This is a genomic window from Polaribacter septentrionalilitoris, from assembly GCF_009832745.1.
GTDB lineage: Bacteria > Bacteroidota > Bacteroidia > Flavobacteriales > Flavobacteriaceae > Polaribacter > Polaribacter septentrionalilitoris.
The window spans coordinates 315,996-342,021 of the sequence record NZ_VRMJ01000033.1; the positions used below are offsets into that span (position 1 = coordinate 315,996).

Consider the following 26,026-nt stretch of genomic DNA (forward strand, 5'->3'; position numbering starts at 1 on the left):
AATGAACAGTTTAGCTATATATTTCGGAATGATTGGTGGACCACAAATTATTATTATTGTTGTGGTAATTTTATTATTATTTGGTGGAAGAAAAATTCCAGAATTAATGAGAGGATTAGGAAGTGGAATAAAAGAATTTAAAAACGCAGCCAAAGAAGAATCTGACGAAAAATTAGAAGAAAAGAAATAGAAAGAATTCTAGTTCTTTTAAAGCATAAAAAAAGCTCAATTTGTATTACACAAGTTGAGCTTTTTGTTTTTTAAATTAAAAAAATCCCCCAAAATTTTTAATTCAATTTATTTTAGCAAATATATAATTCAATAATGTATTTTTAAAAAAAATGTTACAAAAGGGAAGAATTTATCAATATTTGGGATGAATAGGAAACCTAATTTAATAAACTTAACAAAGAATTTTTATTAAATTTTCTTGATACAGGAATTTCAAAAGAAATTAATTTAGATTTTAAAAGATATCCTCTAGCATTACCAGCAATATCATACATAAACTTTGTATTAACAATATAAGATTTATGACATCTAATAATAGTATTATAGTTTTCTAAAGCAGCATCAATTTTAGACAAAGTTACTCTTAGAATTTCTTCTTTCAAATCTTCAGAATTGTCCTTTTTTATAAAAAAACTAGCATAATTTCCTTGAGAAGTAATGTATACAAGATTGTTAATATCAAAGCTTATAAATTCTTTTTTATTATCAGAATAGAGTTTAATCTTTGTAGTTAAAATTTCTTTTTTTTGATCTTGTTGCTGCTTTCTATAATTTCTAATTTGACTTATTCTCTTTTGTCTTTTTTCACTAACTATTCTTTCATTATAAAAAGTATATAAACTCATAGGTAATGAAGTAACTAATAAACTATATGTTAAATATTCTATTAAAGAAAGTTTTCTTAATTGAAAAGGTTCTTTGTACATTTCTCCAAAATACCATAATAAAGTACCAATAAAAAGAACACCAATAATCACCAAAAAAAGACTTCTACCTACTGTCCAATTATCTTCATTAAAATATTCTTTAAAAAATAATGGTGGTACATAAAGCATAAAAAATGTACCTAAAAATGCAATTAATCCAATACCAATGGTATATTCTAGAATAATTACATCAAAAAGTGATAAATAAAAAGGTCTAAAAATGTAAAGAAATAGAAACACAAATAAGCTAAAATAAAAACTAAATCTGAACTTAAAATTTAAATTTGGATTAAAATAATAGGGCTTAGATAACCAAGAAAAAAAAGTTTTCATAAAAAATTAAGAAATTAAGTTTTGAAGTTCTTCTTTTTTAAAACTTCTAGATACAGGTATTTGCGTGGTTAATACATCTGATTCTAAATAATAACCTCTAGCATTTCCAGAAACAGTATTCATAAACTCAGAATTTACAATATAAGATTTATGACAACGAATAATGTTTGAATAATTTTCAAGTTTAGAAAAAATATTAGAAAGAGTATTTCTTAAAATGTTCTCTTTAATACCTTTTTCTGATTTAAAATAAAAACTGGCATAATTGCCTTGTGATGTAATGTAAATCAAATCATTAATATAAAAAGTTACGTTTTCTTTTTTATTATCACCATAAATCTTTATTTCATCATTTATATTTTTTTCTAAACTAGTATTCTTAAACAACATTATTGTTTTAGCTGTCTTTTTTCTATGGATTCTATACAATTTTTCACTGACAAAGGTAAAAAGGAGAATAGGAAATATAGCTAATGAAAAAGTGTACACAAAAAAACTGGATAACGAAAGTTGGTACATATTTTCTGTATTTTGTACCAAAGAATTGTAATAATAATTAGCTAAAGTAATTGTAACTAGTAAACAAAATAAGAAAAAAATATTTTTACCAACATTCCAATTTTCATCCTTAAAATAGTTTTTAAAAAAGAATGGTAATCCAACAAAAAAGAAAACCATTGCTATAAAAGAAACAAGACCAAAACCACCTGTATATAAAAACTTATTGTTTAAAATACTTGCTATTCCAAAAGGTTGAAAAGAAAATAAAAACAAGAAGATAAACAATCCAACACCAAAAGATAATATTAAATTAAATTTTGGAGAGTTTATAAAAAAATAAGGTTTTTTTAACCAGTTGTATATTAACATTATAGTGATAATCTTTAAAAAAGAGTATCAAATATAAAATTTTTATTAGTTAAAATAGAAAGTTTAAGTTTTGAAAAAATGTAATTATTCTATTTCTTCAGTTTTTACGGTTCCTTTTGGGATATCTAAAGAAGTTTTAAAATCAGGTAAAACAGAACTCATCATAGGGTTTGATAACTGTTTTGCTTCTATAAAATTCCATAGTTTATCTTCGGTATTATAAATTCCTAATAGGTATGAAATAGACATAATTTTCATTTTATTAATATGCATGATGTTTTTAGTTTTTACATAACATCTATATTGGTTCTGCTCATTTATAATTTCAGATACTTCTAATACTTCAGCAGATTTAAAAATAAACCCTTGTTTTTTCATAGTATTCATTGTATCAGTAATTAAACTCAAAGCTTGGTCTTTACCTCCCATAATCTTTAAAACAGGTGGATAAGTATAGTTTAAAACTGTTTCAAATTTTGATTCTAAAGTAGCTTTTGAAGTAATTTTTGCATCACGTAAAGCTTCTTCTTTAGTTTGACAGAATAGTGTTAAACTAAAGAAGAGGCATATTACCAATAAGAATTTTTTATTCATTATTCTTTTTCTTTGATTTTGCGTTTTTCATAGCTTCACCTATTTGATTGCTAGCAGTAAAACTAGCTACCATATCATTTAACATTTGGCTTCCCGCTTGTGGCGAATTTGGTAACAAAATTAAGTTGCTATTGGTTTCTTGCCCAATAGATTGTAATGTGTCATAATGTTGCGTTACAACAATTAATGCAGATGCTTCTTGACTGTTGATACCTACTTTGTTTAAAACCTCTACAGACTCTTCTAAACCACGAGCAATTTCACGTCTTTGATCTGCAATACCTTGTCCTTGCAAACGCTTACTTTCTGCTTCTGCCTTTGCACGTTCTACAATTAAAATACGTTGTGCATCACCTTCAAACTGAGCTGCTGTTTTTTCTCTATCTGCTGCATTAATTCTATTCATTGCAGCTTTTACTTGAGCATCTGGATCAATATCTGTAACTAATGTTTTAATAATATCATAACCATATTCAGTCATGTATTCTTGTAATTCTCTTTTTACAGCAATTGCGATATCATCTTTTTTTACAAAAACATCATCTAATTTCATTTTTGGTACTTCAGCTCTTACTACATCAAATACAAAAGAAGTAATTTGATCATGAGGATAATCTAATTTGTAAAAAGCATCATAAACTTTATCTCTAATTACTTTATACTGTACAGAAACTTTTAATTTTACAAAAACATCATCTAATGTTTTGGTTTCTATAATTACATCTAATTGCTGAATTTTTAAACTCACTTTTCCTGCAACTCTATCCACAAAAGGAATCTTTACTTGAAGACCAGACTGACGTATGCTTTGAAATCTTCCAAAACGTTCAATTATGGCAGCAGTTTGTTGTTTTACCATAAAGAAAGTAATAAAAATAACTAAGGCAATTAAAACAATAATAATGGGTAATGTAGCAATCATTGTATAAGTTTTTAAAAGTTAATAAAAGTGTGATGTAAAGATACTTAAAAGATTAAGTACTTATAAGTAGTAATTTTAGTAATAATGTTACATATTAAAAATAAAAAAACCCTATAAATAAATATTTTACAGGGTTTTATATTTTGTTTTTTAATAAAACTTATTCTTTAGGAAAGATTTTATATAATTTTCTGTTATACTTTATCCATTTTTTATACTGTTTTGCAGAAAGTAAACTTTTTAGTTTTTTATCGAAAGCAAGATCTTCTTTTTTTAAGGTTTCTGAAAGTGGTTTTAGGTTTTCATTCATTTCTTTAGCCACTTTCTGTTGATTGGAAAAATCACCAGTTTTCATTGCTGTTTTCTGAAAATTATCAATCATATTTTTAGTGTTTTTTAAGAGAAAACTATTAATTCTCTTAATATCACTAATTCTCTTATTATATTCAGAAAGAGTTTTAGAAAATGTTTTTCCGGTATCTGATGATAATTTTACCTTCGACTTTTTTGCCGCTTTTTTAATATCATAAATAACAATACCTACATATTTTTCGATTTTAAAATCAGGATCTGGAGGTTTTTGAGTTGTTTGATTCATCTGTCTTTGACGTTGCATACTGTTTCTCATTTGTGCTTGAGAGATAGTAGTAAATAGGACAATAAAAAGGATGAATATTTTTTTCATAATTATAATTTTTCTATGGCGTTTTCAAGTCGTTTTATAGTTTCTTCTTTACCAATCATTGCAATAATATCAAATAAATGAGGTCCTGCCAATTTGCCAACCAAACTTAAACGTAAAGGTTGCATCACTTTACCAAACCCAATTTCCTTGCCAGAAATCCATTCTTTGATTTCTTTTTCTGTATTTTCTGATGAAAAGTCTTCAATTGAATTGATAATATCAATTAATTCCTTCATTAATTCTGGAGTTCCTTCCTTCCAATTCTTTTTTACGTTTTTGCCATCATATTCTTTAGGAGAAACAAAAAAGAAAGAGGATAAACCCCAAAAATCTTGAATAAAAATAGCTCTTTCTTTAACAGATGAAACTACTTTTTGAACATAGTCTTTTTCAGCAATAATTCCTTTTTCAGCTAAAATAGGAAGATATAAATCAGTCAATTCTTCATCAGGTTTAGACTGCATGTATTGCTGATTGAACCACTTGGTTTTATCTGGACTAAATTTCGCTCCAGATTTGCTAACACGCTTTAAATCAAATGTTTTTACTAATTCTTCTAGAGAAAAAATTTCTTGTTCTGTTCCTGGATTCCATCCTAAGAAAGCTAACATATTTATAAAGGCATCTGCAAAATAACCATCTTCTTTATAACCACAAGAAACATCACCATTAACTTCATTTGTGTATTCTAAAGGAAAAACAGGAAAGCCTAATTTATCACCATCACGTTTGCTTAATTTTCCTTTTCCAACAGGTTTTAAAATTAGTGGTAAATGTGCAAATTTTGGAGATTCCCAACCAAAAGCTCTGTATAATAAGCTATGAAGTGGGAGAGAAGGCAACCATTCTTCTCCACGAATTACATGAGAGATTTCCATTAAATGATCGTCTACAATATTTGCCAAATGATAGGTTGGCATACCATCACTTTTAAATAAAATTTTATCGTCTAAAGTGTTGGTATCTATTTTTATAGTTCCACGAATTTCATCCTCTAAAATCAAAGTTTCATCTTGAGGAGTTTTAAAACGAACTACAAATTTTTCTCCAGAATTAATTCTTTGTTGTACTTCATCATCAGACAAAACCAAAGAATTTACCAAACGTCCTTTTTCACGATTATGCCAATTGTAGATAAACGTTTTTCCTTCTGCTTCATGTTGTTTTCTATGAGCGTCTAACTCTTCTGAAGAATCAAAAGCGTAATATGCCCAACCAGTACCAATCAATTGATCTGCATATTTTTTGTACAAATCTTTGCGTTCTGATTGTCTGTAAGGACCAAATTTTTCGTTCTTTCCTGGACCTTCATCAAAAGGTATAGCACACCATTCTAAAGCATCAATAATATATTGTTCTGCGTTAGCTACATAACGTGTTTGGTCTGTATCTTCTATACGTAATACAAAAGTTCCGTTGTGTTTTTTAGCAAATAAATAATTATATAAAGCGGTTCTTACACCCCCAATGTGAAGAGGTCCTGTAGGACTTGGCGCAAAACGAACACGAACATTAGATTCCATTTTCTTTTAATTTTAAGTGTTGCAAAGATAGTTTTTAAAAGAGAGAATAGAAATTAGAGAAAAGAAAAAAGACTTCAAAAATGAAGAGTTTAAAATATTTTAATTCTATTTATTTAAAAATAATGATATATTTTATGACTTCAAATTTACGAATTTTTTAAAAGGTAGACCCATCAGGTTTTCAAAACCTGATGGGTCTTTTTTATGTATTATGAGGATATAAAGTATAGTTTAAAACTTACGATAAATTCCAAAATTAATAGCAGCTTTTTTGGGTACATTATTGCCAAAAAAAGCACTTGCAAAACTTGCAGTTACTCCAAAGTTATTAGTAAACTCTCCAATTCCTTTTAAACCATAAGCACCATATTCTTGATTGTTTACATACAAACCAGTTTGATCATTGACAAGTGGAAAGTCTATGGTTCCGTTTTCGAAAGATTTTACAACATCAAGAAAACCAACCAACCAAATACGTTTGGTAATTTTGTGTCCTATTTCTCCACCAACTTTAAAGTTAGAACTGTAATCATTAGACCTGTATTGTAGTCCAATATGAGTTTGTAAGTAAGTTTTTCCAAAACTTCTACCAGCTAAAAAAAGAGGTGTAATCGTAGTTGCGTCATAAGAAACTCTAATTCCTGTATCGTTATTATAAGTATTTGCGGTATTAAATTCTACATCAATTTGACCCGCTAAAACCCATTTTTTATGATGGAATTGATGTTTTAGACCAAATGCAATATTACCAAAAGCAGTTTCAGACCCAGGTATAGTTCCGCTAAATATATTTGGATTTGCAAGATTTCCTGTTTCGATATGTTTAATGGGTAAATTAAAAAGTAATGTTGTTTTATTGGTTAAACCGTATTCTGTGTATAGTTGATAAGTTTGATCTGTTATTTCGCGCTCAAGACTATTATCAGGATTTCCAAATAAAGTATCATAATTAGAGATTGTTGTAAATGAGACTTGGGTGTAAAATTTTCCTTCTTTTTGTGTCCAAGGACTTTGTGATAGTAAAGAAATACTGATAAATAAAAAAACGAGTTTTGCTAACTTTTGCATTTTGTTAAAATTTATGATTGCTTAGTAGTATCTTTAGTAAAATACTTACAAAACCGTTTTAACAAAAATTTGAATGGTCAGCAATTTAAAAAACAGTATTTTTATTAGTTGATTATGAGTGGATTTAAAAACATAGAGCAAAAACTATATCAATTTACGCGTAAATTTTATACAAGTGAGTTGATAAAAGGCGTCATTTTATTCCTTTCTTTAGGATGTGTATACTTATTTTTCACGCTTTTTTTAGAGTATTTTTTATGGCTAAAACCTACAGCTAGAACCTTATTATTTTGGTTTTTTATACTCGTTGAGGTTTTTCTTTTAGTTCGTTTTATTGCTTTTCCTATTTTTAAATTGTTTGGTCTTCGTAAAGGAATTTCTTATGAGCAAGCCTCAAAAATTATTGGTAGCCATTTTCCAGAAGTACAAGACAAACTATTAAATGTTTTACAACTTAAACAAAATAATAATCCTACAGACTTATTGTTGGCAAGTATTGATCAAAAATCTGAAGAATTACAGCCTATTCCTTTTTTAAAAGCTGTAGATTTTAAACAAAACACAAAGTATTTAAAATATGCAATAATACCAGTTTTAATTTGGATAATTACCTTATTTTCAGGAGTTAATAGTGATTTATCACAGAGTTTCAAACGTGTTGTCAATCATCAAAAAGCTTATTCACCACCAGCACCATTTACTTTTTTTGTGATCAATAAAAGTTTGCAAGTTATTCAAGGAAAACCAATTACAATTCAGGTTAAAACTGTTGGAAGTGTTTTGCCAAATGAAGCTAAAATCATTTTTGATAATCAACAATATTATCTTCAAAATAATGAAAACGGAACTTTTTCGTACACTTTTTCTGATGTCCAACAACCAATAGATTTTTATATTGAGGCAAACGAAATTCAATCTCAAGATTATCAAATTAATATTATAAAAACACCAACAATAAACAACATTACTTTGGACTTGAACTATCCAAGGTATTTGAAAAAGAAAAACGAAACAATTCAAAATTCTGGAAGTATAATTGTGCCAGAAGGAACAGAAATTATCTGGAATGTAACTACCAACCAAACAGATTCAGTTGCGTTTATCAACAATAATAATAAAGTGTTTTTTGATAACCAATCAGAAGATTCTTTTCAATATTCAAAAAGGATTCTTAAATCGATGAATTATCAAATTTCATCATCCAACTCTAACTTACAAGATTATGATAATCTACAATTTTCTGTAGATGTTGTTAAAGATGATTATCCTCAAATAACAGTAGAATCTAACATCGATAGTATTTCACGTGGAACATCTTTCTTTGCAGGCCAAATATCAGATGATTACGGATTAAAGAAGTTACAATTGGTTTATTATGATGACGAAAATCCAAGTCAGAAAAACATTTTTGAGCTACCAATATCAAAAGAAAATATACAATCTTTCTTTTATCAATTTCCTGATGGATTAACTTTAGAGAAAGGAATTAATTATGAAATGTTTTTTCAAGTTTATGATAATGACGCCGTCAATGGAAACAAAAAATCCAAGAGTAAAGTATTTCAATATCGTCAAAAAACAGATCAAGAAATAGAGGAGGAATTGTTGATAGAGCAGAGAAACACTATTAATAATATTGAGAACTCTATCAGCAAACAACAGAAACAACAAAAAGAGTTAGAGCACGTTCAAAAAGAGTTACAAGGGAAGAAAAAAATTAATTGGAATGATAAAAAGAAGATTCAAAAATTTATTCAGCGTCAGAATCAATACAATCAAATGATGCAACGTCAAACAGACAAGTTGCAAGAAAATCTTGATGAAAAGAAAGAAGAAAATGAAAATCTTCAAAACAAAAAAGAAGAATTAAAAAAAATACAAAGACAACAAAAGCTATTGGATGAAATTCAAAAAATGGCAGAGAAATTAAATAAAGACGATTTGCTGAAAAAGTCTAAAGAATTAGCACAACAAAACAAACAACAAGAACGCAGTTTAGAAAGAATTTTAGAACTAACTAAACGTTTTTATGTTGAGCAAAAAACAATGCAAATTGCCAATAAAATTGAAAACCTTTCTAAAAAACAAGAAGAGTTAGTTACAAAAAAACAGAATACTTTACAAGATCAAAAAAACATTCAAAAAGAATTTAATGACATTAAGAAAGAGCTTTTAGAATTGAATAAAGATAATGAGAAGTTAAAAGAACCCATGGAGCTTCCAGATGTTGATGATGAAAAGGAAGAAATTGATGAAGAGTTGTATAAATCTGAAAAGAACCTAAAAGAGAATAAATCTTCTAATGCAAAAAAGAACCAAAAGAATTCATCTAAAAAGATGAAAGAAATGAGTTCTAAAATGCAACAAAAAATGTTAGAAATGGAAGGTGAATCTATGGAAGAAAACATGGAAGACCTTCGAAAGATTTTAGAGAATCTAGTTATTTTTTCTTTTCAGCAAGAAAATCTGATGAATAAGTTTAGCACTACATCTACTTCACATCCAGATTTTGGTAAAGACTTAAAAAGACAAAACCAACTCAAAACTTATTTTGAGCACATAGACGATAGTCTGTATGTTTTATCTATGCGTTTGCCTAAAATTTCAGCTAAAATTAAAGATGATTTATCCACTACACATTATAATTTAGATCAATCTTTAGATAATTTTTCTGAAAATAGGTTTAGAAACGGTGTTTCTAATCAACGCTATGTAATGACAGCTGTGAATAATTTATCAGACTATCTAAGTAATATTTTAAATAGTATGAAAAATTCTATGTCCATGAAAATGGGGAAGGGAAAAAAAGGTAAAGGAAACGGATTTAGTTTGCCAGATTTGATAAAGAAACAAGAAGGTTTGTCAAAGCAAATGAAAAAAGGAATGCAAAAAGGTAAAGGAAAAGAAGGTAATAAACCTGATAAAAATAGTCAAAAAGGGGAGAAAGGAAAAGATGGTAATAAGGGTGATAAAGGTAAGAACGGAAAAGGAAATAAACCTGGAGAAGATGGAAAGAAAAAAGGTAATGGAGAAGGAGGTTCTAATGATGATTTAGATGGAGAGATTTATCAAATCTACAAACAACAAAGTATGTTACGTCAACAACTACAAGAACAAATTTTTAAATCTGAAAGTGATGGTAATGGCGTGAATTCTAATGCAAGAAAAGCTCTAAAAATAATGGAAGACCTAGAGAATGAGATTTTAGAAAAAGGTTTTAATTCTAGCACATTACAAAAAATGCAAAACTTAAATTACGAATTACTAAAATTAGACAAAGCAGCATTAGAGCAAGGAAAAGATAAAAAACGAAAATCAAACACAAGTTTAATAGAGTTTGAAAAACGAAAAATTAAAGCAATTGAATTTAAAAAGCAGTTTTATAATCAAACAGAAATATTAAACAGACAATCACTACCTTTGCAGCAAAATTATAAAAAGAAAGTTAGAGCTTATTTTTCAGATAAAAAGAGAGAGTAACAATGATTGAGTTTAATTATGAAACTTCATTTAAAATCAAAGATGAAAATCTTTTACAAAATTGGATTGTAACTACGGTTTCAAAAGAGGGCTTTGAAGTTGGTGAAATCAATTATATCTTTTGTGATGATGAGTATCTACACAAACTAAATGTTGAGTTTTTACAACACGATACTCTTACTGACATTATCAGTTTTGATAATAGTTTAGGTCAAATCATTAGTGGAGATATTTTTATCTCTGTTGATAGAGTAGAGGATAATTCTAAAGATTATAATGTTTCTTTTGAGGAAGAATTACACAGGGTTATGATTCATGGTGTTTTACATTACATGGGTTATAAAGACAAATCTAAACAAGAGAAAGAATCTATGAGAACCGCTGAGAATAATGCTTTAAATAGTTTAAAAAACTGATAATCAATTATTTACAAATTAAGTTTCACGTGGAACTATACATATGAGTTTAATTAATACAACATACGATGTAATAGTAGTTGGTGGTGGTCACGCAGGTAGTGAGGCAGCAGCAGCAGCAGCAAACATGGGTGCTCACACTTTGTTGATTACAATGAATTTACAGAATATAGCTCAAATGAGTTGTAATCCTGCAATGGGTGGAATAGCTAAAGGACAAATTGTAAGAGAGATTGATGCTTTGGGAGGTTATAGTGCAATTGTTACAGATAAAACTGCGATTCAGTTTAAGATGTTAAACAAATCAAAAGGGCCTGCAATGTGGAGCCCAAGAGCACAATCTGATAGAATGCAATTTGCAGAAGCATGGAGAACCATGCTAGAGCAAACTGATAATTTAGATTTCTATCAAGACTCTGTTAATGGATTACTGTTTGATGGAAATAAAATTATTGGTGTTAAAACGGTTTTAGGTTTAGAAATAAAATCTAAAACAGTGGTTGTAACTGCTGGGACTTTTTTAAATGGATTGATTCATATTGGTGATAAAAGTTTTGGTGGAGGAAGAGCAGGTGAAGGAGCTTCAAGAGGAATTACCGAAGATTTAGTGGCAAAAGGTTTTGAATCTGGCAGAATGAAAACAGGAACACCTCCAAGAGTTGATGGTAGATCTTTAGATTATTCTAAAATGACAGAACAACCAGGTGATGAATACACAGAGAAATTTTCCTATTTGCCAATTACAAAAAAGTTAACAAAACAACGTTCGTGTTGGTTAACATATACAAATCCTAAAGTGCATGATTTATTGCGAGAAGGATTTGAAAGATCGCCAATGTTTAATGGTAGAATTAAATCTACAGGCCCAAGATATTGCCCTTCTGTTGAAGACAAAGTGAATCGTTTTGCAACTAAAGAAAGACATCAAATATTTGTAGAACCAGAAGGTTGGACTACCTGTGAAATGTATGTAAATGGATTTTCTACATCATTGCCAGAAGATATTCAAGATAAGGCAATTCGTTCTATTGAAGGTTTTGAAAATGTAAAGTTTTTTAGATATGGGTATGCTATTGAATATGATTATTTCCCGCCAACACAATTAACCCATTCTTTAGAGACAAAATTGATTAAGAATTTGTTTTTTGCTGGACAAATTAATGGAACTACAGGTTATGAAGAAGCAGCAGCTCAAGGACTAATGGCTGGTGTAAATGCAGCTTTAAAAGTTCAAGAAAAAGATGCTTTCATTTTAAAAAGAAACGAAGCTTATATTGGTGTTTTAATAGATGACTTAATAACTAAAGGAACAGAAGAGCCATATAGAATGTTTACTTCCAGAGCAGAGTATAGAACTTTATTAAGGCAAGATAATGCAGACTTAAGATTAACTCCTAAGGCTTTTGAATTAGGTTTGGCATCAAAAGAAAGAATGGATCGTGTTTTAATGAAACAAGAAAAAACAGATTTATTAATCAATTTTTTAAAAGAAACAAGCGTTAAAAAAGAAGAAATTAATCCAATCTTAGAATCAAAAAATTTAGCATTGGTAAATCAATCTATGAAGCTTTTTAAAATTGCTGCAAGACCACAATTGTCTTTTTCTGATTTTAAAAACATTCAAAAATTAAGTGTTTTTATAGAGGAGCAAAACATAGATTCAGAAATTATTGAGCAGGCAGAAATCCATCTTAAATATTCTGGATATATTGAGAAAGAAAAAAATAACGCCGATAAATTAAACCGTTTAGAGAATGTAACCATTCCTTCTAAGTTTGATTATCAGAAAGTAAAATCACTTTCCTACGAAGCAAGAGAAAAATTAAGTAAAATACAACCTACATCAATATCGCAAGCTAGTAGAATTAGCGGAGTTTCCCCCAGTGATATTTCTGTTTTGTTGGTGTACATGGGTAGATAAATTGAAAATAAAATTGCTATTGTTCCACGAGGAACATTTTTATAAAAAAGAAAAATATGGGGAAAAAAAGGGACTTTCATAAAAGGCTGAAGCCTTTTTTAAATTGTAAAGATTTTACAGTTTCTGGTGAATCTTACGAAGTAATGTTTAACGAGGAATATGATATGATGGTGACATCACCAATTCCAGTAGATTTAGAAAATTACTACAAAAGCGAAGATTACATTTCGCATACAGATAGTAAAAAATCGATTTTTGATAAGGTTTATCAAATGGTAAAGAATATTACACTAAAGAAAAAACTATCTTTAATTAATTCTTTTAAAACAGACTCAAAAAATATTTTAGATGTTGGAGCAGGAACAGGAGATTTCTTAAAATTCTGCTCAAATAAAGGATGGAATATTTCTGGTGTAGAACCGAATATTAATGCAATTAATAAAGCAGCAGAAAAAGGTGTTTTTTTAAATGAAGACATTGATCAAATTGAAAAAGGCAATTTTGATGTAATAACGCTTTGGCATGTTTTAGAACATGTAGAACATTTATCTGACTATATCACAAAACTAAAAAAGTTACTTTCAAAAAATGGAAGACTTGTAATTGCTGTGCCAAATTATAAAAGTTATGATGCCAAATATTACAAAGAGTTTTGGGCAGCTTTTGACGTTCCTAGACATCTTTGGCATTTTTCTCAAAGTTCAATTCATAAAATATTTTCTGAAGAAAATATGATTGTTGAAAAAACAATACCGATGAAATTTGATGCGTATTATGTTTCATTATTAAGTGAGAAATATAAAAAAGGAAAAATGAAACCTCTTAATTCTTTTTACAGAGGTTTATTGTCAAATATAAAAGCTAGAAAGACTTCTGAGTACTCTTCTTTAATTTATGTCCTTAAAAAGTATTAAAACGTCATTTAGAAAGCTTTTCTTTTGTTTTTTACTTAAAACCATAGAAATGGGTTAGAAAAATAATAAAACCTCTTAAAATAGCTGTTTTAAGAGGTTTTATTATAGTTTTTACTTATCAAAAAACTATAAATCAATCAATTTTACTTATTTAATAAATAAACACCTAAGAGTGTTATCAAAAAATAGACACCTAAAGACATTGCTCCTGGATAATCTTTTGCCAAACGTTGCCCAATAAGCATAAAAATAATTGAGACCGCAGAAAGCATTATACCCCATAATGCAATTTCTTTTTGTTCTGAGGTGTAAATTTGATAAACTCCAATAACCATGAATATACATGCTGCAATTTCTATTATCAAAAGAATTGCTAATAAAAATGAAACATGGTTTTTTAACGGAGAGTTTTCAAAATGATTCTTGATGTAACTGACACTTCCTTTCCAATCAAATATTTTTTCTACTGCAGAAATAACATAAGTAATGATTAAAAATAATAAGATTAATATTTCTGTTGGATGATTAGAAAGTACCTTCATGTTTATTTATTAGTAAATTTATGCAGTATAAACATTTAATATTCAGTAAATTAAACTATTTAAATGCTTGATCTATAGGTTCCCAAAGTTCTATTTTATTGCCTTCGTTATCTAGAATCCAGCCAAACTTTCCATAATCGTATTCTTGCATTTCTCCAACTATAGTTACTCCTTCTTTTTTCAATTCTGCTAACAACTCAACCAAGTTTTCAACTCTATAATTAAACATAAAGTCTTTTTTTGAAGGCTCAAAATAGCTAGTATCTTTAGCAAAAGGACTCCATTGTGTAGCGCATTCTTTACCGTCTTTATCTTTCCACCAAAATGTACATCCCCAATCATCTGTCTTAAAACCTAAGTGTTTTTTATACCATTCTTTGGATGCTTTAGAATCTTCACTTTTAAAAAATACCCCTCCAATTCCTGTAACTCTATTTTTCATTTTTATTTCTTTTTGGTATTTGTTTCATAAATAGCAATCCATTGATCTACTGTTATTTTTGTGCACAATTCAGCAATCAAATCAAAAGGAATATCATCTATTTTTTTAAAACGAATGCAACTTTTTCCCATATCTAATTTACGTTTACAATATTTTGGGTATTCAGCCACAAACCAATCATGAATTTCAGGTACTGCATAAATGCCACTATGATATAAATTAACCGAGTTTTTTTGAGAGGCAAAACTCATAAAAGGTAAAGGTTCTTTAGGATTACAATGATAACCATCTGGATATTTAGAATGTGGAACGTAATATCCAATCATTCCATATTGAATGCCTTCTTCAAAACCTTTTGGTAGGTTTTGCTTGATGGTTTTACGTAATTTAATTAACTTTTTTTGACGTTCTTCGGGAACTTGACTGATATAGTCTTCAGGTGAATTTGCTTTGTATTGCATAACATCTGTTTTTATTGTGACAAGTTAACAAAACTTTTCTTTGATTTTATCGACAATAGTTTGTGCTAATTTTTCTTTGCTTTCAATAGTCCATCCTGCTACATGCGGTGATAAAATTACATTTTCAGCTGAGATTAAATAACAAAAAGCTTCTGGCATCTCTACTGTATTCGATGTGACATTTTTCTGAAAAAGATTTTCAAAAGATGATTTTTCATATTCTAAAACGTCTAATCCTGCACCCAAAATTTTGCCAGATTTCAAAGCTTCCACTAAATCTTTGGTCACAACAGAAGTTCCACGTGCTGTATTAATCAACCAAAAAGGCTTTTTAAATTTGTTGATGAAAGTGGAATTCACCATCTGTTTTGTGAGTTTGGTTTGAGGTGTATGCAAACTCAAAACATCTGCTTTTTCTTGCAACTCAGATAAAGAAACTTGTTTACAATTTTCATCGCCAACATTTGGTTTGATATCGTAACAAAGAACTTCAACGTCAAAACCTCGTAATTTTTTGGCGAAAGATTTACCCATATTTCCGTAACCAATTAGACCTACAGTTCTACCATCGAGTTCTATTCCGCGGTTTTCTTCACGCAACCATTTTCCGATTCTAACTTCTTTATCAGCCTTGTTGAGTTTGTTAAAAAGCGATAATAACATTCCTAAAGAATGTTCACCAACAGCGTTTCTATTGCCTTCTGGAGCAGCAATTAGCTTAATATTTTTTGATGCAGCATAGGTGCAATCTATATTTTCTAAACCCGCACCAACACGTCCAATAAACTTTAAATTTGTGGCTTTGTCTAAAAAGTGTTTATCAATTTTAAAACGACTTCTAATGATAAATCCATCATACAAATGAATTTTTGCTTCGATTTCTTGTTTTGTTGAAGTATAATCTTCATCATTAGTAAAACCTAAATCGTTTAATTGATTAGTTAGAAGAGTATGATTTGAATCAAGATGTAATATTCTCACGTGTAATTTTCATTTTTTTGGCTACAAGGTAGTCAACTTAGTTTAAGTTTTTATTTAAGTAATAATTATTTCATCCATTTTGAAAAAACTAAAATTAATGCACCTATTGGAAATAAGTAATAAGCATAAAATTTAAAAAATTTCAAAAAGAATTTAAAAAAAGGAGCGAATGTATTATCCTTTTCATCAGTCAAATGAAATGTTTTTTTTGATAAAAAGGTAAAGCATATCCTTACGAAAGGAATCAATAGCAAATATATTACAGTAAAATATATTTTTTCAGAAAACTCCATTTCTATTACAGTTCTCTATAAATATAAATCTAATACTGCTCTTTTTTACTCGGGAAATCTCCACTTTTTACATCGCTTATATAAGATTCAAAAGCACCAGTCATTTCTTGGTATAAATCTAAATACCTACGTAAAAATCTTGGGTGAAATTCGTGTGTCATTCCAATCATATCATGAGTTACTAAAACTTGTCCATCTACACCATTTCCAGCTCCAATACCAATAACAGGAATAGACAATTCTTGAGCAACTTCTTTTGCTAATTTTGCAGGTACTTTTTCTAAAACCAAAGCAAAACAACCTAATTCTTCTAATAGTTTTGCATCTTGTTTTAATTTTTTTGCTTCTTCTTCTTCTTTAGCTCTAACAGTATAAGTCCCGAACTTGTATATAGATTGAGGTGTTAACCCTAAATGCCCCATTACAGGAATTCCAGCAGTTAATATTCTAGAAATAGATTGTTCTATTTCAGAACCACCCTCTAATTTTACAGCATGAGCTCCAGACTCTTTCATAATCCTAATGGCAGATTCTAAGGCTTGTCTAGAGTTTCCTTGATAAGAACCAAAAGGTAAATCTACCACAACCAAACAACGGTCAATAGCTCTAATTACTGAGCTTGCATGATAAATCATCTGGTCTAAAGTAATTGGTAAAGTAGTTTCATGACCGGCCATTACATTAGATGCTGAGTCACCTACCAAAAGCACATCTATACCTGCACCATCTAAAATTTTAGCCATGGTATAATCATAAGCAGTTAACATGGAGATTTTTTCTCCATTTTTTTTCATATCTACTAGAGATTTTACAGTAACTTTTTTATATTCTTTCTTTGCTACAGACATACTTTTAATGATTTAGAACGATGTAAATGTAAGAAATCTAAAGAGATTTAAAACCAGTTAATATTTCGTTAATCTTAATAAGATATCATTTAACAATTAGAAATTTAGTTAGATTTAGACTTTTCAAAATCAATATTTTATGTCAAGAATTATAACGATATTAATTGCTGTAGTGTTTTCTGTAGGGATTTCAGCTCAAAATCAATCTGAAGAAAAAACGATAAAAAAAGTAATTTCGACATTTTTTGATGCACTTCATCAAGGAGATAGCACACTTATGAAAAGTACATTGCATCAAGATCTTAAAATACAAACAACTTTTACTAATAAAGAAGGAAATAAACAACTAAGAACTCAAACTAAAGCACAATTATTAAAAGGAGTTGCTAGTAAAAAAGTATCAGATAAATATTTAGAAAAATTACTTTCTTATACCATTAAAATTGATGGTAACTTAGCATCAGTATGGACACCTTATGAATTTTATTTGAACGGAAATTTTAGTCATTGTGGAGCAAATTCTTTTCAACTCTTTAATAACAACGGACAATGGGAAATCATTTATTTAGTAGATATGAGAAGAAGAAGTAATTGCAAAGTTATAAATAATAAAAAATAGCATTATATTTGATTTTTATTCTTCAAATGACACAGGAAAAAGTTGTACTAAACACCAACAAATGGATAGATAATTATGCAGATTACATGTATAATTATGCCATTGTACGCGTTAACGACAGTGATTTAGCCAAAGATTTAGTTCAAGATACTTTTTTTGCAGGGTTAAAATCAGCTAAAAACTTTCAAGGGAAATCTACAGAAAGAACTTGGTTGGTTTCAATTTTAAAACGTAAAATAATTGATCATTACAGAAAAATTAATTCCAAAAAAGGAAAGGCTGAGGTGAGAATGAACTTTTATGAAGACGGTGAGAATGAAGGAAATTGGTTAGAAGAAAGAGTGCCACAAAGTTGGAATAATCAATCTGAGAAATCGATTGAAAATCAAGAATTAAAAACACAATTAGAATCTTGTATTGATGCATTACCAGAAAAATATGCGATGGTTTTTAGAATGAAAACAATACAAGAATTTGAAACTGAAGAAATTTGTAAGGAGTTAGATATAACTGCGTCAAATCTATGGGTTATTATTCACAGAGCAAGAACACAGCTTAGAAAATGTATGGAAGATAACTGGTTTAATAGTTAGAAAATGTTTAAAAGTTTTAGAATTACTTGTAATGAGGCCACAACTATATGTGATAAAAATCAATATGGTGAGGCAACTCTCTTAGAAAAATTAAAGTTAAATATGCATTTTATTCGATGTAAAATTTGCTTTAGTTACACTAAACAAAATATGACACTTACAAAGATTTATAAAGGTCATGCAAAAAGTTGTAAAGAAATAAAACATTGTATGCCTACTAAAGATAAAGATTTACTTAAAGAAGAATTGAGCAAATTAAAATTATAGAAACATTTTTTGTAGTTTTTAAAAAACTACATTTTTTGATTTTTTGTTAGATTGAAACGGAGTTTATAGAAATATAAATTCCGTTTTTTTGTACTTTTGATTTTGTCCTCTCGAGCGCAGTTGAGAGGTTTTTTAGTAATTTAATGAGGTTTCGACTGCGCTCGACCAGACAAAGAATGCACTTCTTACCAGAAAACATAGACAGTTACGTTGTAGCACACTCTCAACAAGAACCACAATTATTAAAAGAGCTCAATAAAGAAACTTGGCAAAAAGTATTAAACCCAAGAATGCTAAGTGGTGCTTTTCAAGGTAGAGTTTTAAGTATGATTTCTAAATTAGTTAACCCCAAAAACATCTTAGAAATAGGTACCTATACAGGATATTCAGCATTATGTTTGGCAGAAGGATTAGATGCTAAAGGTAGAATAATTACCATTGATAAAAACGAAGAATTAGAAACCTTACAGAATAAATATTTTAAAAAATCGGGATACAGCAATCAAATTGAACAATTGGTTGGTGATGCTACTCAAATTATACCAAAATTAGACACAAAGTTCGATTTGGTTTTTATTGATGCAGACAAGTCTAATTACATCAATTACTTTCATTTGATTATTGATAAAATGAATGCTGGAGGTATTATTTTATCAGACAATGTTCTTTGGAGTGGTAAGGTTGTAGAAGAATTAAATCCAAAAGATATAGATACAAAAGTGTTATTGGAATACAATAAACTTCTAAATACTGATAATAGAGTAGAAACAATTTTATTGCCTATTAGAGACGGATTAACAGTAACTAGAGTAAAATAATTTTATTAAAAGGATGAATAACAAAGTAATCTCAAGATTGCTGCACTTTTTTGTTCACAATGAGAAAGAAATTACATATTACGTTTGATAGGACCAGTTAAATCATCAATATTGTCTTTAACTTGATTTATTTCTTTGTTGATGTCTTTAGCTATATCTGTATCAACACTGTGTTTGTCAGAACTTTCTTTAATTTCTCTTTTAATGTCGTTTGTAGCATCTTTTACCTGACGCATTCCTTTCCCTAAGCCTTTGGCAATCTCAGGAATTTTATCGGCTCCAAAAACCATAACTACGATAAGCATCACTACCATAATTTCTGGACCGCTAATAAAAAGAAGAATTGAATTCATACTGCAAATATAATTACTTTTTAATCAACATACGTTTTATCTCATTCAATTTCATTAACGCTTCAATAGGTGTTAAGGTATCTATATTGGTGGCCAATATTTCTTCACGTATATTTTCTAGCAAAGGATCATCTAACTGAAAAAAACTGAGCTGCATTTCTTCATGCTGAGTTTGTTGTAAGACCTCTTTTACATCTCCATTTTTGTTGTTTTTTTCTAACTGCGCTAAAATTTTATTTGCTCTGTGAATCACCATATTTGGCATTCCAGCTAATTTAGCAACATGAATTCCGAAACTATGGTTAGAACCTCCTGAAACTAATTTACGTAAGAAAATGATGTTGTCTTCCAACTCTTTTACAGACACATTAAAGTTCTTAATACGCTCAAAAGTAGTAGTCATTTCATTGAGTTCGTGATAATGTGTGGCAAACAAGGTTTTTGCTTTGGCAGGATGCTCATGTAAAAATTCGGAAATTGCCCAAGCTATCGAAATTCCATCGTAAGTAGAAGTTCCACGTCCAATTTCATCTAACAAGACTAAACTACGCTCAGAAATATTATTTAAAATAGATGCGGTTTCATTCATTTCTACCATAAACGTAGATTCTCCCATAGAAATATTATCACTAGCACCAACTCTAGTAAAAATCTTGTCTACAATACCTATTTTGGCATTTTGAGCAGGCACATAACTTCCCATTTGTGCTAATAAAACAATGAGTGCAGTTTGTCTTAAAATGGCTGATTTACCAGACATATTGGGTCCAGTAATCATAATAATTTGTTGTTGATTTCTGTTTAAAACAACATCATTGGCAATATAAGTTTGATCTATGGGTAACTGTTTTTCAATTACTGGATGACGTCCATTTTTAATGTCTAAGTCTGTGCTTTCATCCATTTGGGGTCTAACGTAGTTGTTCTCTACAGCCAATACAGAAAAAGACAACAAACAGTCTATTTTAGCGATTATTTGCGCATTTTCTTGCACTACATCCACAAACTGAATAATGTACTGTAAAAGCTTTGAAAATAGCTCTTGTTCTAATTTCTGAATCTTTTCTTCAGCACCAAGAATTTTGGTTTCGTATTCTTTGAGTTCTTCTGTAATGTATCGTTCTGCATTTACTAGAGTTTGTTTACGAATCCATGCTGATGGAACTTTATCTCTGTGTGTATTTCTAACTTCTATGTAATATCCAAAAACATTGTTGAATGCAATTTTTAAACTGGTGATTCCTGTTTGCTCAGTTTCGCGAGCTAACATATCATCCAAATACTGTTTTCCAGAATTAGAAATGGCACGTAAATCATCCAATTCTTGATGCACTCCATTTGCAATTGCATTTCCTTTATTAATGTTTACAGGTGCATCCTCAAATAAGGTTTCAGATATTTTGTCAATCAATTCTTTACAACTATGCAATTGCTTTCCTAAAACCTTAACAGTAGTGTTTTTGCTGTTTTCTGCAGATGATTTTATAGGTAAAATTGCTTTTAAAGAATTATTTAACAAGACAATTTCTCTAGGTGAAGCTTTGCCTGTGGCTACTTTAGAAATCAATCGTTCTAAATCAGAAATTTGTTTTAGTTGATAAGTAACTGTTTGTGAAAAATCATCAGAATCTATAAAAAACTTCACCAATTCATGACGATTTTGAATCGCATCAATATTTTTAAGAGGTAAAGCCAACCAACGTTTTAACAAACGTCCGCCCATTGGCGAAATGGTTTTGTCAATCACATCTAAAAGCGTAACTGCATTTACAGAATTTGGGTTATACAATTCTAAATTTCTAACCGTAAATCGGTCCATCCAAACATAATTATCTTCTGCAATTCTGTTGATACGTTGAATGTGTTTTAATTGATTGTGTTGCGTTTCAGACAAATAATACAACACTGCTCCTGCAGCAATAATTCCGTTTTTTAAATCTTGAATTCCAAAACCTTTTAGGTTTTTAACCTCAAAATGATTTTGTAAAGTTTCGTTTGCATATTCTTTCTGAAAAACCCAATCATCTAAATAAAACGTGTAATATCTGTTTTCAAATAATTCTAAAAAACGTTGTTTGTTTTGTTTTTGAACTAAAACTTCACTTGGGTTGAAGTTTTGTAATAATTTATCAATGTATTCTGCATTTCCTTGTGCAACCAAATATTCTCCTGTTGAGACATCCAAAAAAGAAACACCCAATTGTTTTTTATCAAAATGAACAGCCGCTAAAAAATTATTGGTTTTGGTTTGTAAAACTTCGTCGTTTAAAGAAACTCCTGGAGTCACCAATTCTGTAACGCCACGTTTTACAATCTTTTTGGTCATTTTTGGGTCTTCTAACTGATCACAAATTGCCACACGCATTCCTGCTTTGACCAATTTTGGTAAATAGGTGTTTAAAGAGTGATGAGGAAATCCTGCCAATGCAGTTTCAGACTCAGAACCAGCACCTCTTTTGGTAAGGATAATACCTAAAACTTCAGCCGCTTTTTTAGCGTCTTCACCAAAAGTTTCATAAAAGTCTCCTACACGAAATAACAGCATTGCATCAGGATATTTACCCTTGATGGTATTGTATTGTTTCATTAAAGGAGTTACCTTTTTCGCTTTTGATTTTGCCAAGTTTTTGGAAATTTTCAGTTAGTTTTGCGAAGATATAAAATATAGTTGTTAGTGTTTAGTTTTTGGTTAATAGTTAGCATACCATCAACTAAAAACCACCAACCACCAGCTACAAAATATGAGAAAACTAAAAAACAACGAACTAGGTAGAATTTCAATTGACGAGTTTAAATCGACCAAAAAAACACCAATCATTGTAGTTTTAGACAACATTAGAAGTTTAAATAATATTGGTTCTGTGTTTAGAACTAGTGATGCTTTTTTAATAGAAAAGATTTATCTGTGTGGTATTTGTGCTACTCCACCAAATAAAGATATTCATAAAACAGCTTTAGGAGCCACTGAGTCTGTAGCATGGGAATATGTAGAAAATACGTTAGAGTTAGTTAAAAAGTTGAAAGTTGAAGGTGTAAAAGTTTTGGCTGTTGAACAAGCTGAAAATTCAACAAAGTTGAACAACTTTTATCCTCAAGAAAACCAAAAATATGCCATTGTAATGGGTAATGAAGTTAAGGGAGTACAACAAGAAGTTGTAAATGCTGCTGATTTGTGTATTGAAATTCCGCAATTAGGAACCAAACACTCCTTGAATATTTCTGTAACCACAGGAGTAGTTTTGTGGGATTTATTTCAAAAAATAAACTAAAAACAATCTATTTTTAAAATAATATTTTACTTTTATCTGTTGAACTATTTAAAGAGCAAAAAATATGTACACAAAAGAAGAAAGTATTGATGAATTCAGATTACATCTTATTCCAGGAGGAGGAGGATCAGGCACTGTTGGAGAAGAAGATAAAGAGAATGATGAAGATGGTGAAAAAGAAAAAGTATAACTTTTAAAAACCCAAACACCCTGAATTTTCAGGGTTTTTTATTTTTTATGAAAAAATTGTGTTTTGTTTGTGTATTACTTTTGGCTTTTGAGGGGTTTTCTCAGAGCCAAAATTTAGAACTGATTTCAGATTCTTTATCTGTTCTATACAAAGAATATAAGAAAACAAGAAAGATTAATATACCCACTAAAGCTTATAGTTTAGCTGAAAAAACTAAAAGTGATGCATTCATAAAAAAAACATATATAAGATTTGGGATAAGAAGTTTTTTTTTAGAAGATATCCCAAATTTATCTTTAAGTGAGCAAAAATTATATCGGTTTTTCCAAAAAACAAAAGACTCTTTTGCACTTGCAAAACATTACCATTACAAAGCATTAATATTTAAAATTAAAGTAGCATCAGACAGTTGTTTCTATTACTATAATAAATCTTTAGATTTATCTGCAAAATTAAAAGATTCTTTAGAAGTGGCAAGGAGGTATCTTTCTATGTCTAATATTCAAGAAAGAGAAAGAGATTATTTAGGAAGTGAGAATTCAGTAATTAATGGGTTACGTTATGCAGAACCCCTAAATGAGATCAAATTTACATCATATTTATATATAAATTTAGGTATCGCTTTAAAGTATACACAAAGATTTAAAGAAGCAAGAAAGTATTATGTAAAGTATTTAGAGACTCAAAAAAAATCTAAAAAAAAGAATTTTGATGTAGAATATGCTCTTTTTTATAATCTGACGGCAAAAAGTTATGAGGCAGAATTTAATTATGAAAAAGCAATGAGTTTTTACAAGAAAGCGTTATCAATCGATAGTCTTGCAATAAAAGATCCAAATAAATATAGATTATCTTTAGAAGGCTTTTCTTACAATAATTTTAAGCTAGGGAATAAAGATATTGCACTAAAGGGGTATTTAAAAGTTTTAGAATTAAGAAAAAAATTAATAGATAAAAGTTCCTTGGTTTTTTCTCATTCATTATTAGGTGAGTTTTACGCCTCAACCAATCAAAAAAGCAAAGCAATTTTTCACACTAAAAAGGCACTGGCCTTATCAAGAAAATTTAATAATAGTGAGCGTATTTTAGAAAACTTATTTTTATTGTCTAAATTGGTTAAAGGAGAAAAAGGAAGAAAATATTTAGAAGAGCATTATCGTTTAAATGACAGCCTTTTTAAGCGAGAACGAGCGATGAAAATTCAGTTTTCGAATATTAGATATGAGACCGAAAAAAAAGAAAAAGAAAATTCAAAACTAAAAGTTGAAAATGAGCAAAAACAACTGCGAATCGAAAAAGAACAACAACAAAAAACAATTGGATGGTTAGTTGCAGGAGGAAGTTTTTTATTTATTGCTTTTGGAGCTAGTGTTGTATCTAGCAGAAGAAAAAAGTTGATTTTCGAATCGAAATTACAACAAGTAGAAGCTCGTGAAAAAGAGCGTCAGCAGATTGCAAAATCTTTGCATGATGAGGTTGCAGGAGACATTAGAATACTGCATAAAAAATTAGAACAAAAAAAGTTTTTAGAAGAATCTAAAGAACTAGACAGAGTTAAGAATAATGTTAGAAATTTATCGCATCAATTAAGTAGTATTTCTTTTGATGAGGTTTCTTTTAAAAATCAAATTATAAATTTAGTTTCTGATTTTTTCGATGCAAATTTTACAATCAAAATCAAGGAAATTAATGCAGTTTCATCGAAAAAGATAAACAGTTCTATTAAAAGAACGTTGTTTTTGAGCATACGAGAAAGCCTTCAGAATATTGATAAATATGCAGACGCAAGAAATGTAATTCTTAGCTTTAGCTGCACAAAAAAAATAATTACATTAACTATAAAAGATGATGGTGTTGGTTTTGATACCAATTCATTAAAAACAGGAATTGGTTTAAAAAATATGAAAGAAAGAGTTGAAGAAATTAATGGTCATTTTTCAGTAGAAAGTGCACCAAAAAAAGGAACTAAAATCACTATAGAAATCCCCAATAATGGAAACTAAAACCAGAATTTTAATTGTTGATGATCATCAGTTGGTCATACAAGGAATTTTATGTTCTTTAAAAGAAGTTGGCGATTTTGATGTTGCTACTACCAATACTTGTGATGAGGCTTTTCAGTTGATTAAAACAAGCCAAAACACCAATCCATTTCATCTTTTATTCACAGATTTAAGTTTTGATAATACTACAGAAGATTCCCTTTTAGATGGTGGAGAAGAACTCATTAAAGCTATTAAAAATAATGGTATTAATGTTAAAATAGCTGTTATTACAGGGCACACAGAAACAAACAGGGTATATAATGTAATTAGTAATTTAAAACCAAATGCGTATTTATTAAAAAGTAAATGTGATGCAACTGAAATTGGTTTTGCGGTTCAGAAAATGTTGGTGAATGATTTCTATTATACGCATGAGATTCATCAAAAAATAATGCGTAGAAATATCATTCAAATTCAAATGGATGAAGTTGCCATCCAAATTTTAAAAGAGCTTCCTAATCATCCAAAGATTGCCAATTTAGAGGGAATTATAGAAAAAAATGATGGAGGGTTTTTAAAATTACGTTCTATCGAAACCAAATTAGGAAACTTACGTGCTGATCTAAACGCAAATAATAATACAGACTTGGTTTTAAAAGCTAAAGAACTTGGAATTATTGATTAAAATTTAAGTTTTGCGG

General features: G+C 29.2%; 26 protein-coding genes. 12 read left to right on the top strand and 14 right to left on the bottom strand.

Annotated elements, in window-relative coordinates; all coding sequences use genetic code 11:
- The first annotated feature begins 1 nt into the window (after position 1).
- Complete coding sequence (gene tatA, locus FP421_RS08720; RefSeq protein ID WP_159949643.1) at positions 2-190, top strand: twin-arginine translocase TatA/TatE family subunit; 189 nt, start codon at positions 2-4, stop codon at positions 188-190.
- A gap of 199 nt (positions 191-389) precedes the next feature.
- Here tatA and FP421_RS08725 read toward each other — a convergent pair whose 3' ends face one another.
- From FP421_RS08725 to FP421_RS08755, 7 genes are all read right to left on the bottom strand, one after another.
- Positions 390-1,271, bottom strand: coding sequence for a LytTR family transcriptional regulator DNA-binding domain-containing protein (locus FP421_RS08725; protein ID WP_159949645.1), 882 nt, complete (start codon positions 1,269-1,271; stop codon positions 390-392).
- Positions 1,272-1,277: 6 nt separating this feature from the next.
- The gene (locus FP421_RS08730; RefSeq protein WP_159949647.1) at positions 1,278-2,141 is read right to left on the bottom strand and encodes a LytTR family DNA-binding domain-containing protein; all 864 of its coding nucleotides are present in this window, start codon (positions 2,139-2,141) and stop codon (positions 1,278-1,280) included.
- 84 nt (positions 2,142-2,225) lie between these two features.
- Positions 2,226-2,735 (bottom strand): hypothetical protein, encoded by a 510-nt coding sequence (locus FP421_RS08735; protein ID WP_159949648.1) that lies wholly within the window; start codon positions 2,733-2,735, stop codon positions 2,226-2,228.
- Positions 2,728-3,657 carry an SPFH domain-containing protein gene (locus FP421_RS08740; protein ID WP_201288820.1) on the bottom strand — a complete coding sequence of 310 codons (930 nt, stop codon included), beginning with the start codon at positions 3,655-3,657 and terminating at the stop codon, positions 2,728-2,730. Before FP421_RS08740 ends, FP421_RS08735 begins: the two co-directional genes overlap by 8 nt.
- Positions 3,658-3,817: 160 nt before the next feature.
- Positions 3,818-4,342 carry a hypothetical protein gene (locus FP421_RS08745; RefSeq protein ID WP_159949650.1) on the bottom strand — a complete coding sequence of 175 codons (525 nt, stop codon included), beginning with the start codon at positions 4,340-4,342 and terminating at the stop codon, positions 3,818-3,820.
- A gap of 2 nt (positions 4,343-4,344) precedes the next feature.
- Complete coding sequence (gene gltX / locus FP421_RS08750; RefSeq protein ID WP_159949652.1) at positions 4,345-5,865, bottom strand: glutamate--tRNA ligase; 1,521 nt, start codon at positions 5,863-5,865, stop codon at positions 4,345-4,347.
- 231 nt (positions 5,866-6,096) lie between these two features.
- Positions 6,097-6,933 (bottom strand): hypothetical protein, encoded by an 837-nt coding sequence (locus FP421_RS08755; protein WP_159949654.1) that lies wholly within the window; start codon positions 6,931-6,933, stop codon positions 6,097-6,099.
- A 114-nt stretch (positions 6,934-7,047) separates the two neighbouring features.
- On the opposite strand from FP421_RS08755, the gene FP421_RS08760 reads away from it, so the two are divergent.
- The 4 genes from FP421_RS08760 to FP421_RS08775 are packed head-to-tail and all read left to right on the top strand — an operon-like array spanning position 7,048 to position 13,664.
- Positions 7,048-10,413 carry a DUF4175 family protein gene (locus tag FP421_RS08760; protein ID WP_159949656.1) on the top strand — a complete coding sequence of 1,122 codons (3,366 nt, stop codon included), beginning with the start codon at positions 7,048-7,050 and terminating at the stop codon, positions 10,411-10,413.
- A 2-nt stretch (positions 10,414-10,415) separates the two neighbouring features.
- A complete protein-coding gene (gene ybeY, locus FP421_RS08765; RefSeq protein WP_159949658.1) occupies positions 10,416-10,829 on the top strand; it encodes an rRNA maturation RNase YbeY in 414 nt (137 codons plus the stop codon).
- A 43-nt stretch (positions 10,830-10,872) separates the two neighbouring features.
- Positions 10,873-12,750, top strand: a complete 1,878-nt coding sequence (gene mnmG / locus FP421_RS08770) for a tRNA uridine-5-carboxymethylaminomethyl(34) synthesis enzyme MnmG (protein ID WP_159949660.1) — start codon at positions 10,873-10,875, stop codon at positions 12,748-12,750.
- Positions 12,751-12,806: 56 nt separating this feature from the next.
- On the top strand, positions 12,807-13,664 hold the full coding sequence (locus tag FP421_RS08775) for a class I SAM-dependent methyltransferase (RefSeq protein ID WP_159949662.1): 858 nt from the start codon (positions 12,807-12,809) through the stop codon (positions 13,662-13,664).
- A gap of 143 nt (positions 13,665-13,807) precedes the next feature.
- Here the strand turns inward: FP421_RS08775 and FP421_RS08780 are convergent, their stop codons facing one another.
- The 5 genes from FP421_RS08780 to panB form a co-directional block, all read right to left on the bottom strand.
- Entirely contained in the window at positions 13,808-14,206 is a 399-nt protein-coding gene (locus FP421_RS08780) for a DoxX family protein (protein WP_159949664.1), read from the bottom strand.
- Positions 14,207-14,261: 55 nt separating this feature from the next.
- Positions 14,262-14,648: a VOC family protein gene (locus tag FP421_RS08785; protein WP_159949666.1), complete on the bottom strand. Its 387-nt coding sequence runs from the start codon at positions 14,646-14,648 to the stop codon at positions 14,262-14,264.
- A 2-nt stretch (positions 14,649-14,650) separates the two neighbouring features.
- Entirely contained in the window at positions 14,651-15,109 is a 459-nt protein-coding gene (locus FP421_RS08790) for a DUF1801 domain-containing protein (protein ID WP_159949668.1), read from the bottom strand.
- Between the two features lie 24 nt (positions 15,110-15,133).
- On the bottom strand, positions 15,134-16,090 hold the full coding sequence (locus FP421_RS08795) for a 2-hydroxyacid dehydrogenase (RefSeq protein WP_159949670.1): 957 nt from the start codon (positions 16,088-16,090) through the stop codon (positions 15,134-15,136).
- Between the two features lie 322 nt (positions 16,091-16,412).
- Positions 16,413-17,231: a 3-methyl-2-oxobutanoate hydroxymethyltransferase gene (gene panB / locus FP421_RS08800; protein WP_159949672.1), complete on the bottom strand. Its 819-nt coding sequence runs from the start codon at positions 17,229-17,231 to the stop codon at positions 16,413-16,415.
- Positions 17,232-17,370: 139 nt separating this feature from the next.
- Here panB and FP421_RS08805 point away from each other — a divergent pair, with 139 nt between their 5' ends.
- The 3 genes from FP421_RS08805 (at position 17,371) to FP421_RS08820 (ending at position 19,528) form a co-directional block, all read left to right on the top strand.
- The gene (locus FP421_RS08805) at positions 17,371-17,850 is read left to right on the top strand and encodes a nuclear transport factor 2 family protein (RefSeq protein ID WP_159949674.1); all 480 of its coding nucleotides are present in this window, start codon (positions 17,371-17,373) and stop codon (positions 17,848-17,850) included.
- Positions 17,851-17,876: 26 nt separating this feature from the next.
- Positions 17,877-18,443, top strand: a complete 567-nt coding sequence (locus FP421_RS08810) for a sigma-70 family RNA polymerase sigma factor (protein WP_159949675.1) — start codon at positions 17,877-17,879, stop codon at positions 18,441-18,443.
- Positions 18,444-18,886: 443 nt separating this feature from the next.
- Positions 18,887-19,528, top strand: a complete 642-nt coding sequence (locus FP421_RS08820) for an O-methyltransferase (RefSeq protein WP_159949677.1) — start codon at positions 18,887-18,889, stop codon at positions 19,526-19,528.
- A 71-nt stretch (positions 19,529-19,599) separates the two neighbouring features.
- Here FP421_RS08820 and FP421_RS08825 read toward each other — a convergent pair whose 3' ends face one another.
- The gene (locus tag FP421_RS08825; RefSeq protein WP_159949678.1) at positions 19,600-19,881 is read right to left on the bottom strand and encodes a Sec-independent protein translocase subunit TatA/TatB; all 282 of its coding nucleotides are present in this window, start codon (positions 19,879-19,881) and stop codon (positions 19,600-19,602) included.
- A gap of 13 nt (positions 19,882-19,894) precedes the next feature.
- On the bottom strand, positions 19,895-22,468 hold the full coding sequence (mutS, locus tag FP421_RS08830) for a DNA mismatch repair protein MutS (RefSeq protein ID WP_394350698.1): 2,574 nt from the start codon (positions 22,466-22,468) through the stop codon (positions 19,895-19,897).
- A gap of 154 nt (positions 22,469-22,622) precedes the next feature.
- Between mutS and FP421_RS08835 the strand changes: the two genes are divergently transcribed.
- The 4 genes from FP421_RS08835 to FP421_RS08845 all read left to right on the top strand — a co-directional run bounded on the left by FP421_RS08835 (position 22,623) and on the right by FP421_RS08845 (position 26,010).
- Positions 22,623-23,150 (top strand): RNA methyltransferase, encoded by a 528-nt coding sequence (locus tag FP421_RS08835; RefSeq protein WP_159949680.1) that lies wholly within the window; start codon positions 22,623-22,625, stop codon positions 23,148-23,150.
- Positions 23,151-23,214: 64 nt separating this feature from the next.
- Positions 23,215-23,340 carry a hypothetical protein gene (locus tag FP421_RS15265; protein WP_262885950.1) on the top strand — a complete coding sequence of 42 codons (126 nt, stop codon included), beginning with the start codon at positions 23,215-23,217 and terminating at the stop codon, positions 23,338-23,340.
- A gap of 47 nt (positions 23,341-23,387) precedes the next feature.
- Positions 23,388-25,343 carry a tetratricopeptide repeat-containing sensor histidine kinase gene (locus FP421_RS08840; RefSeq protein ID WP_159949681.1) on the top strand — a complete coding sequence of 652 codons (1,956 nt, stop codon included), beginning with the start codon at positions 23,388-23,390 and terminating at the stop codon, positions 25,341-25,343.
- Positions 25,333-26,010 (top strand): response regulator transcription factor, encoded by a 678-nt coding sequence (locus FP421_RS08845; protein ID WP_159949682.1) that lies wholly within the window; start codon positions 25,333-25,335, stop codon positions 26,008-26,010. The genes FP421_RS08840 and FP421_RS08845 overlap by 11 nt, the downstream gene beginning before the upstream one ends.
- The last annotated feature ends 16 nt before the right edge of the window (positions 26,011-26,026 follow it).

Bases quoted from the DNA above. Each gene is read 5' to 3' on its own strand.
- FP421_RS08845 (WP_159949682.1), top strand. From the start codon at position 25,333: ATGGAAACTAAAACCAGAATTTTAATTGTTGATGATCATCAGTTGGTC.
- FP421_RS08820 (WP_159949677.1), top strand. From the start codon at position 18,887: ATGCACTTCTTACCAGAAAACATAGACAGTTACGTTGTAGCACACTCT.
- FP421_RS08725 (WP_159949645.1), bottom strand. From the start codon at position 1,271: ATGAAAACTTTTTTTTCTTGGTTATCTAAGCCCTATTATTTTAATCCA.
- FP421_RS08785 (WP_159949666.1), bottom strand. From the start codon at position 14,648: ATGAAAAATAGAGTTACAGGAATTGGAGGGGTATTTTTTAAAAGTGAA.
- FP421_RS08780 (WP_159949664.1), bottom strand. From the start codon at position 14,206: ATGAAGGTACTTTCTAATCATCCAACAGAAATATTAATCTTATTATTT.
- FP421_RS08825 (WP_159949678.1), bottom strand. From the start codon at position 19,881: ATGAATTCAATTCTTCTTTTTATTAGCGGTCCAGAAATTATGGTAGTG.
- FP421_RS08805 (WP_159949674.1), top strand. From the start codon at position 17,371: ATGTCAAGAATTATAACGATATTAATTGCTGTAGTGTTTTCTGTAGGG.
- mnmG (WP_159949660.1), top strand. From the start codon at position 10,873: ATGAGTTTAATTAATACAACATACGATGTAATAGTAGTTGGTGGTGGT.
- FP421_RS08790 (WP_159949668.1), bottom strand. From the start codon at position 15,109: ATGCAATACAAAGCAAATTCACCTGAAGACTATATCAGTCAAGTTCCC.
- FP421_RS08775 (WP_159949662.1), top strand. From the start codon at position 12,807: ATGGGGAAAAAAAGGGACTTTCATAAAAGGCTGAAGCCTTTTTTAAAT.
- FP421_RS15265 (WP_262885950.1), top strand. From the start codon at position 23,215: ATGTACACAAAAGAAGAAAGTATTGATGAATTCAGATTACATCTTATT.
- gltX (WP_159949652.1), bottom strand. From the start codon at position 5,865: ATGGAATCTAATGTTCGTGTTCGTTTTGCGCCAAGTCCTACAGGACCT.
- ybeY (WP_159949658.1), top strand. From the start codon at position 10,416: ATGATTGAGTTTAATTATGAAACTTCATTTAAAATCAAAGATGAAAAT.
- FP421_RS08835 (WP_159949680.1), top strand. From the start codon at position 22,623: ATGAGAAAACTAAAAAACAACGAACTAGGTAGAATTTCAATTGACGAG.
- FP421_RS08760 (WP_159949656.1), top strand. From the start codon at position 7,048: ATGAGTGGATTTAAAAACATAGAGCAAAAACTATATCAATTTACGCGT.
- mutS (WP_394350698.1), bottom strand. From the start codon at position 22,468: ATGAAACAATACAATACCATCAAGGGTAAATATCCTGATGCAATGCTG.
- FP421_RS08755 (WP_159949654.1), bottom strand. From the start codon at position 6,933: ATGCAAAAGTTAGCAAAACTCGTTTTTTTATTTATCAGTATTTCTTTA.
- FP421_RS08740 (WP_201288820.1), bottom strand. From the start codon at position 3,657: ATGATTGCTACATTACCCATTATTATTGTTTTAATTGCCTTAGTTATT.
- panB (WP_159949672.1), bottom strand. From the start codon at position 17,231: ATGTCTGTAGCAAAGAAAGAATATAAAAAAGTTACTGTAAAATCTCTA.
- FP421_RS08730 (WP_159949647.1), bottom strand. From the start codon at position 2,141: ATGTTAATATACAACTGGTTAAAAAAACCTTATTTTTTTATAAACTCT.
- FP421_RS08810 (WP_159949675.1), top strand. From the start codon at position 17,877: ATGACACAGGAAAAAGTTGTACTAAACACCAACAAATGGATAGATAAT.
- FP421_RS08840 (WP_159949681.1), top strand. From the start codon at position 23,388: ATGAAAAAATTGTGTTTTGTTTGTGTATTACTTTTGGCTTTTGAGGGG.
- FP421_RS08735 (WP_159949648.1), bottom strand. From the start codon at position 2,735: ATGAATAAAAAATTCTTATTGGTAATATGCCTCTTCTTTAGTTTAACA.
- FP421_RS08745 (WP_159949650.1), bottom strand. From the start codon at position 4,342: ATGAAAAAAATATTCATCCTTTTTATTGTCCTATTTACTACTATCTCT.
- tatA (WP_159949643.1), top strand. From the start codon at position 2: ATGAACAGTTTAGCTATATATTTCGGAATGATTGGTGGACCACAAATT.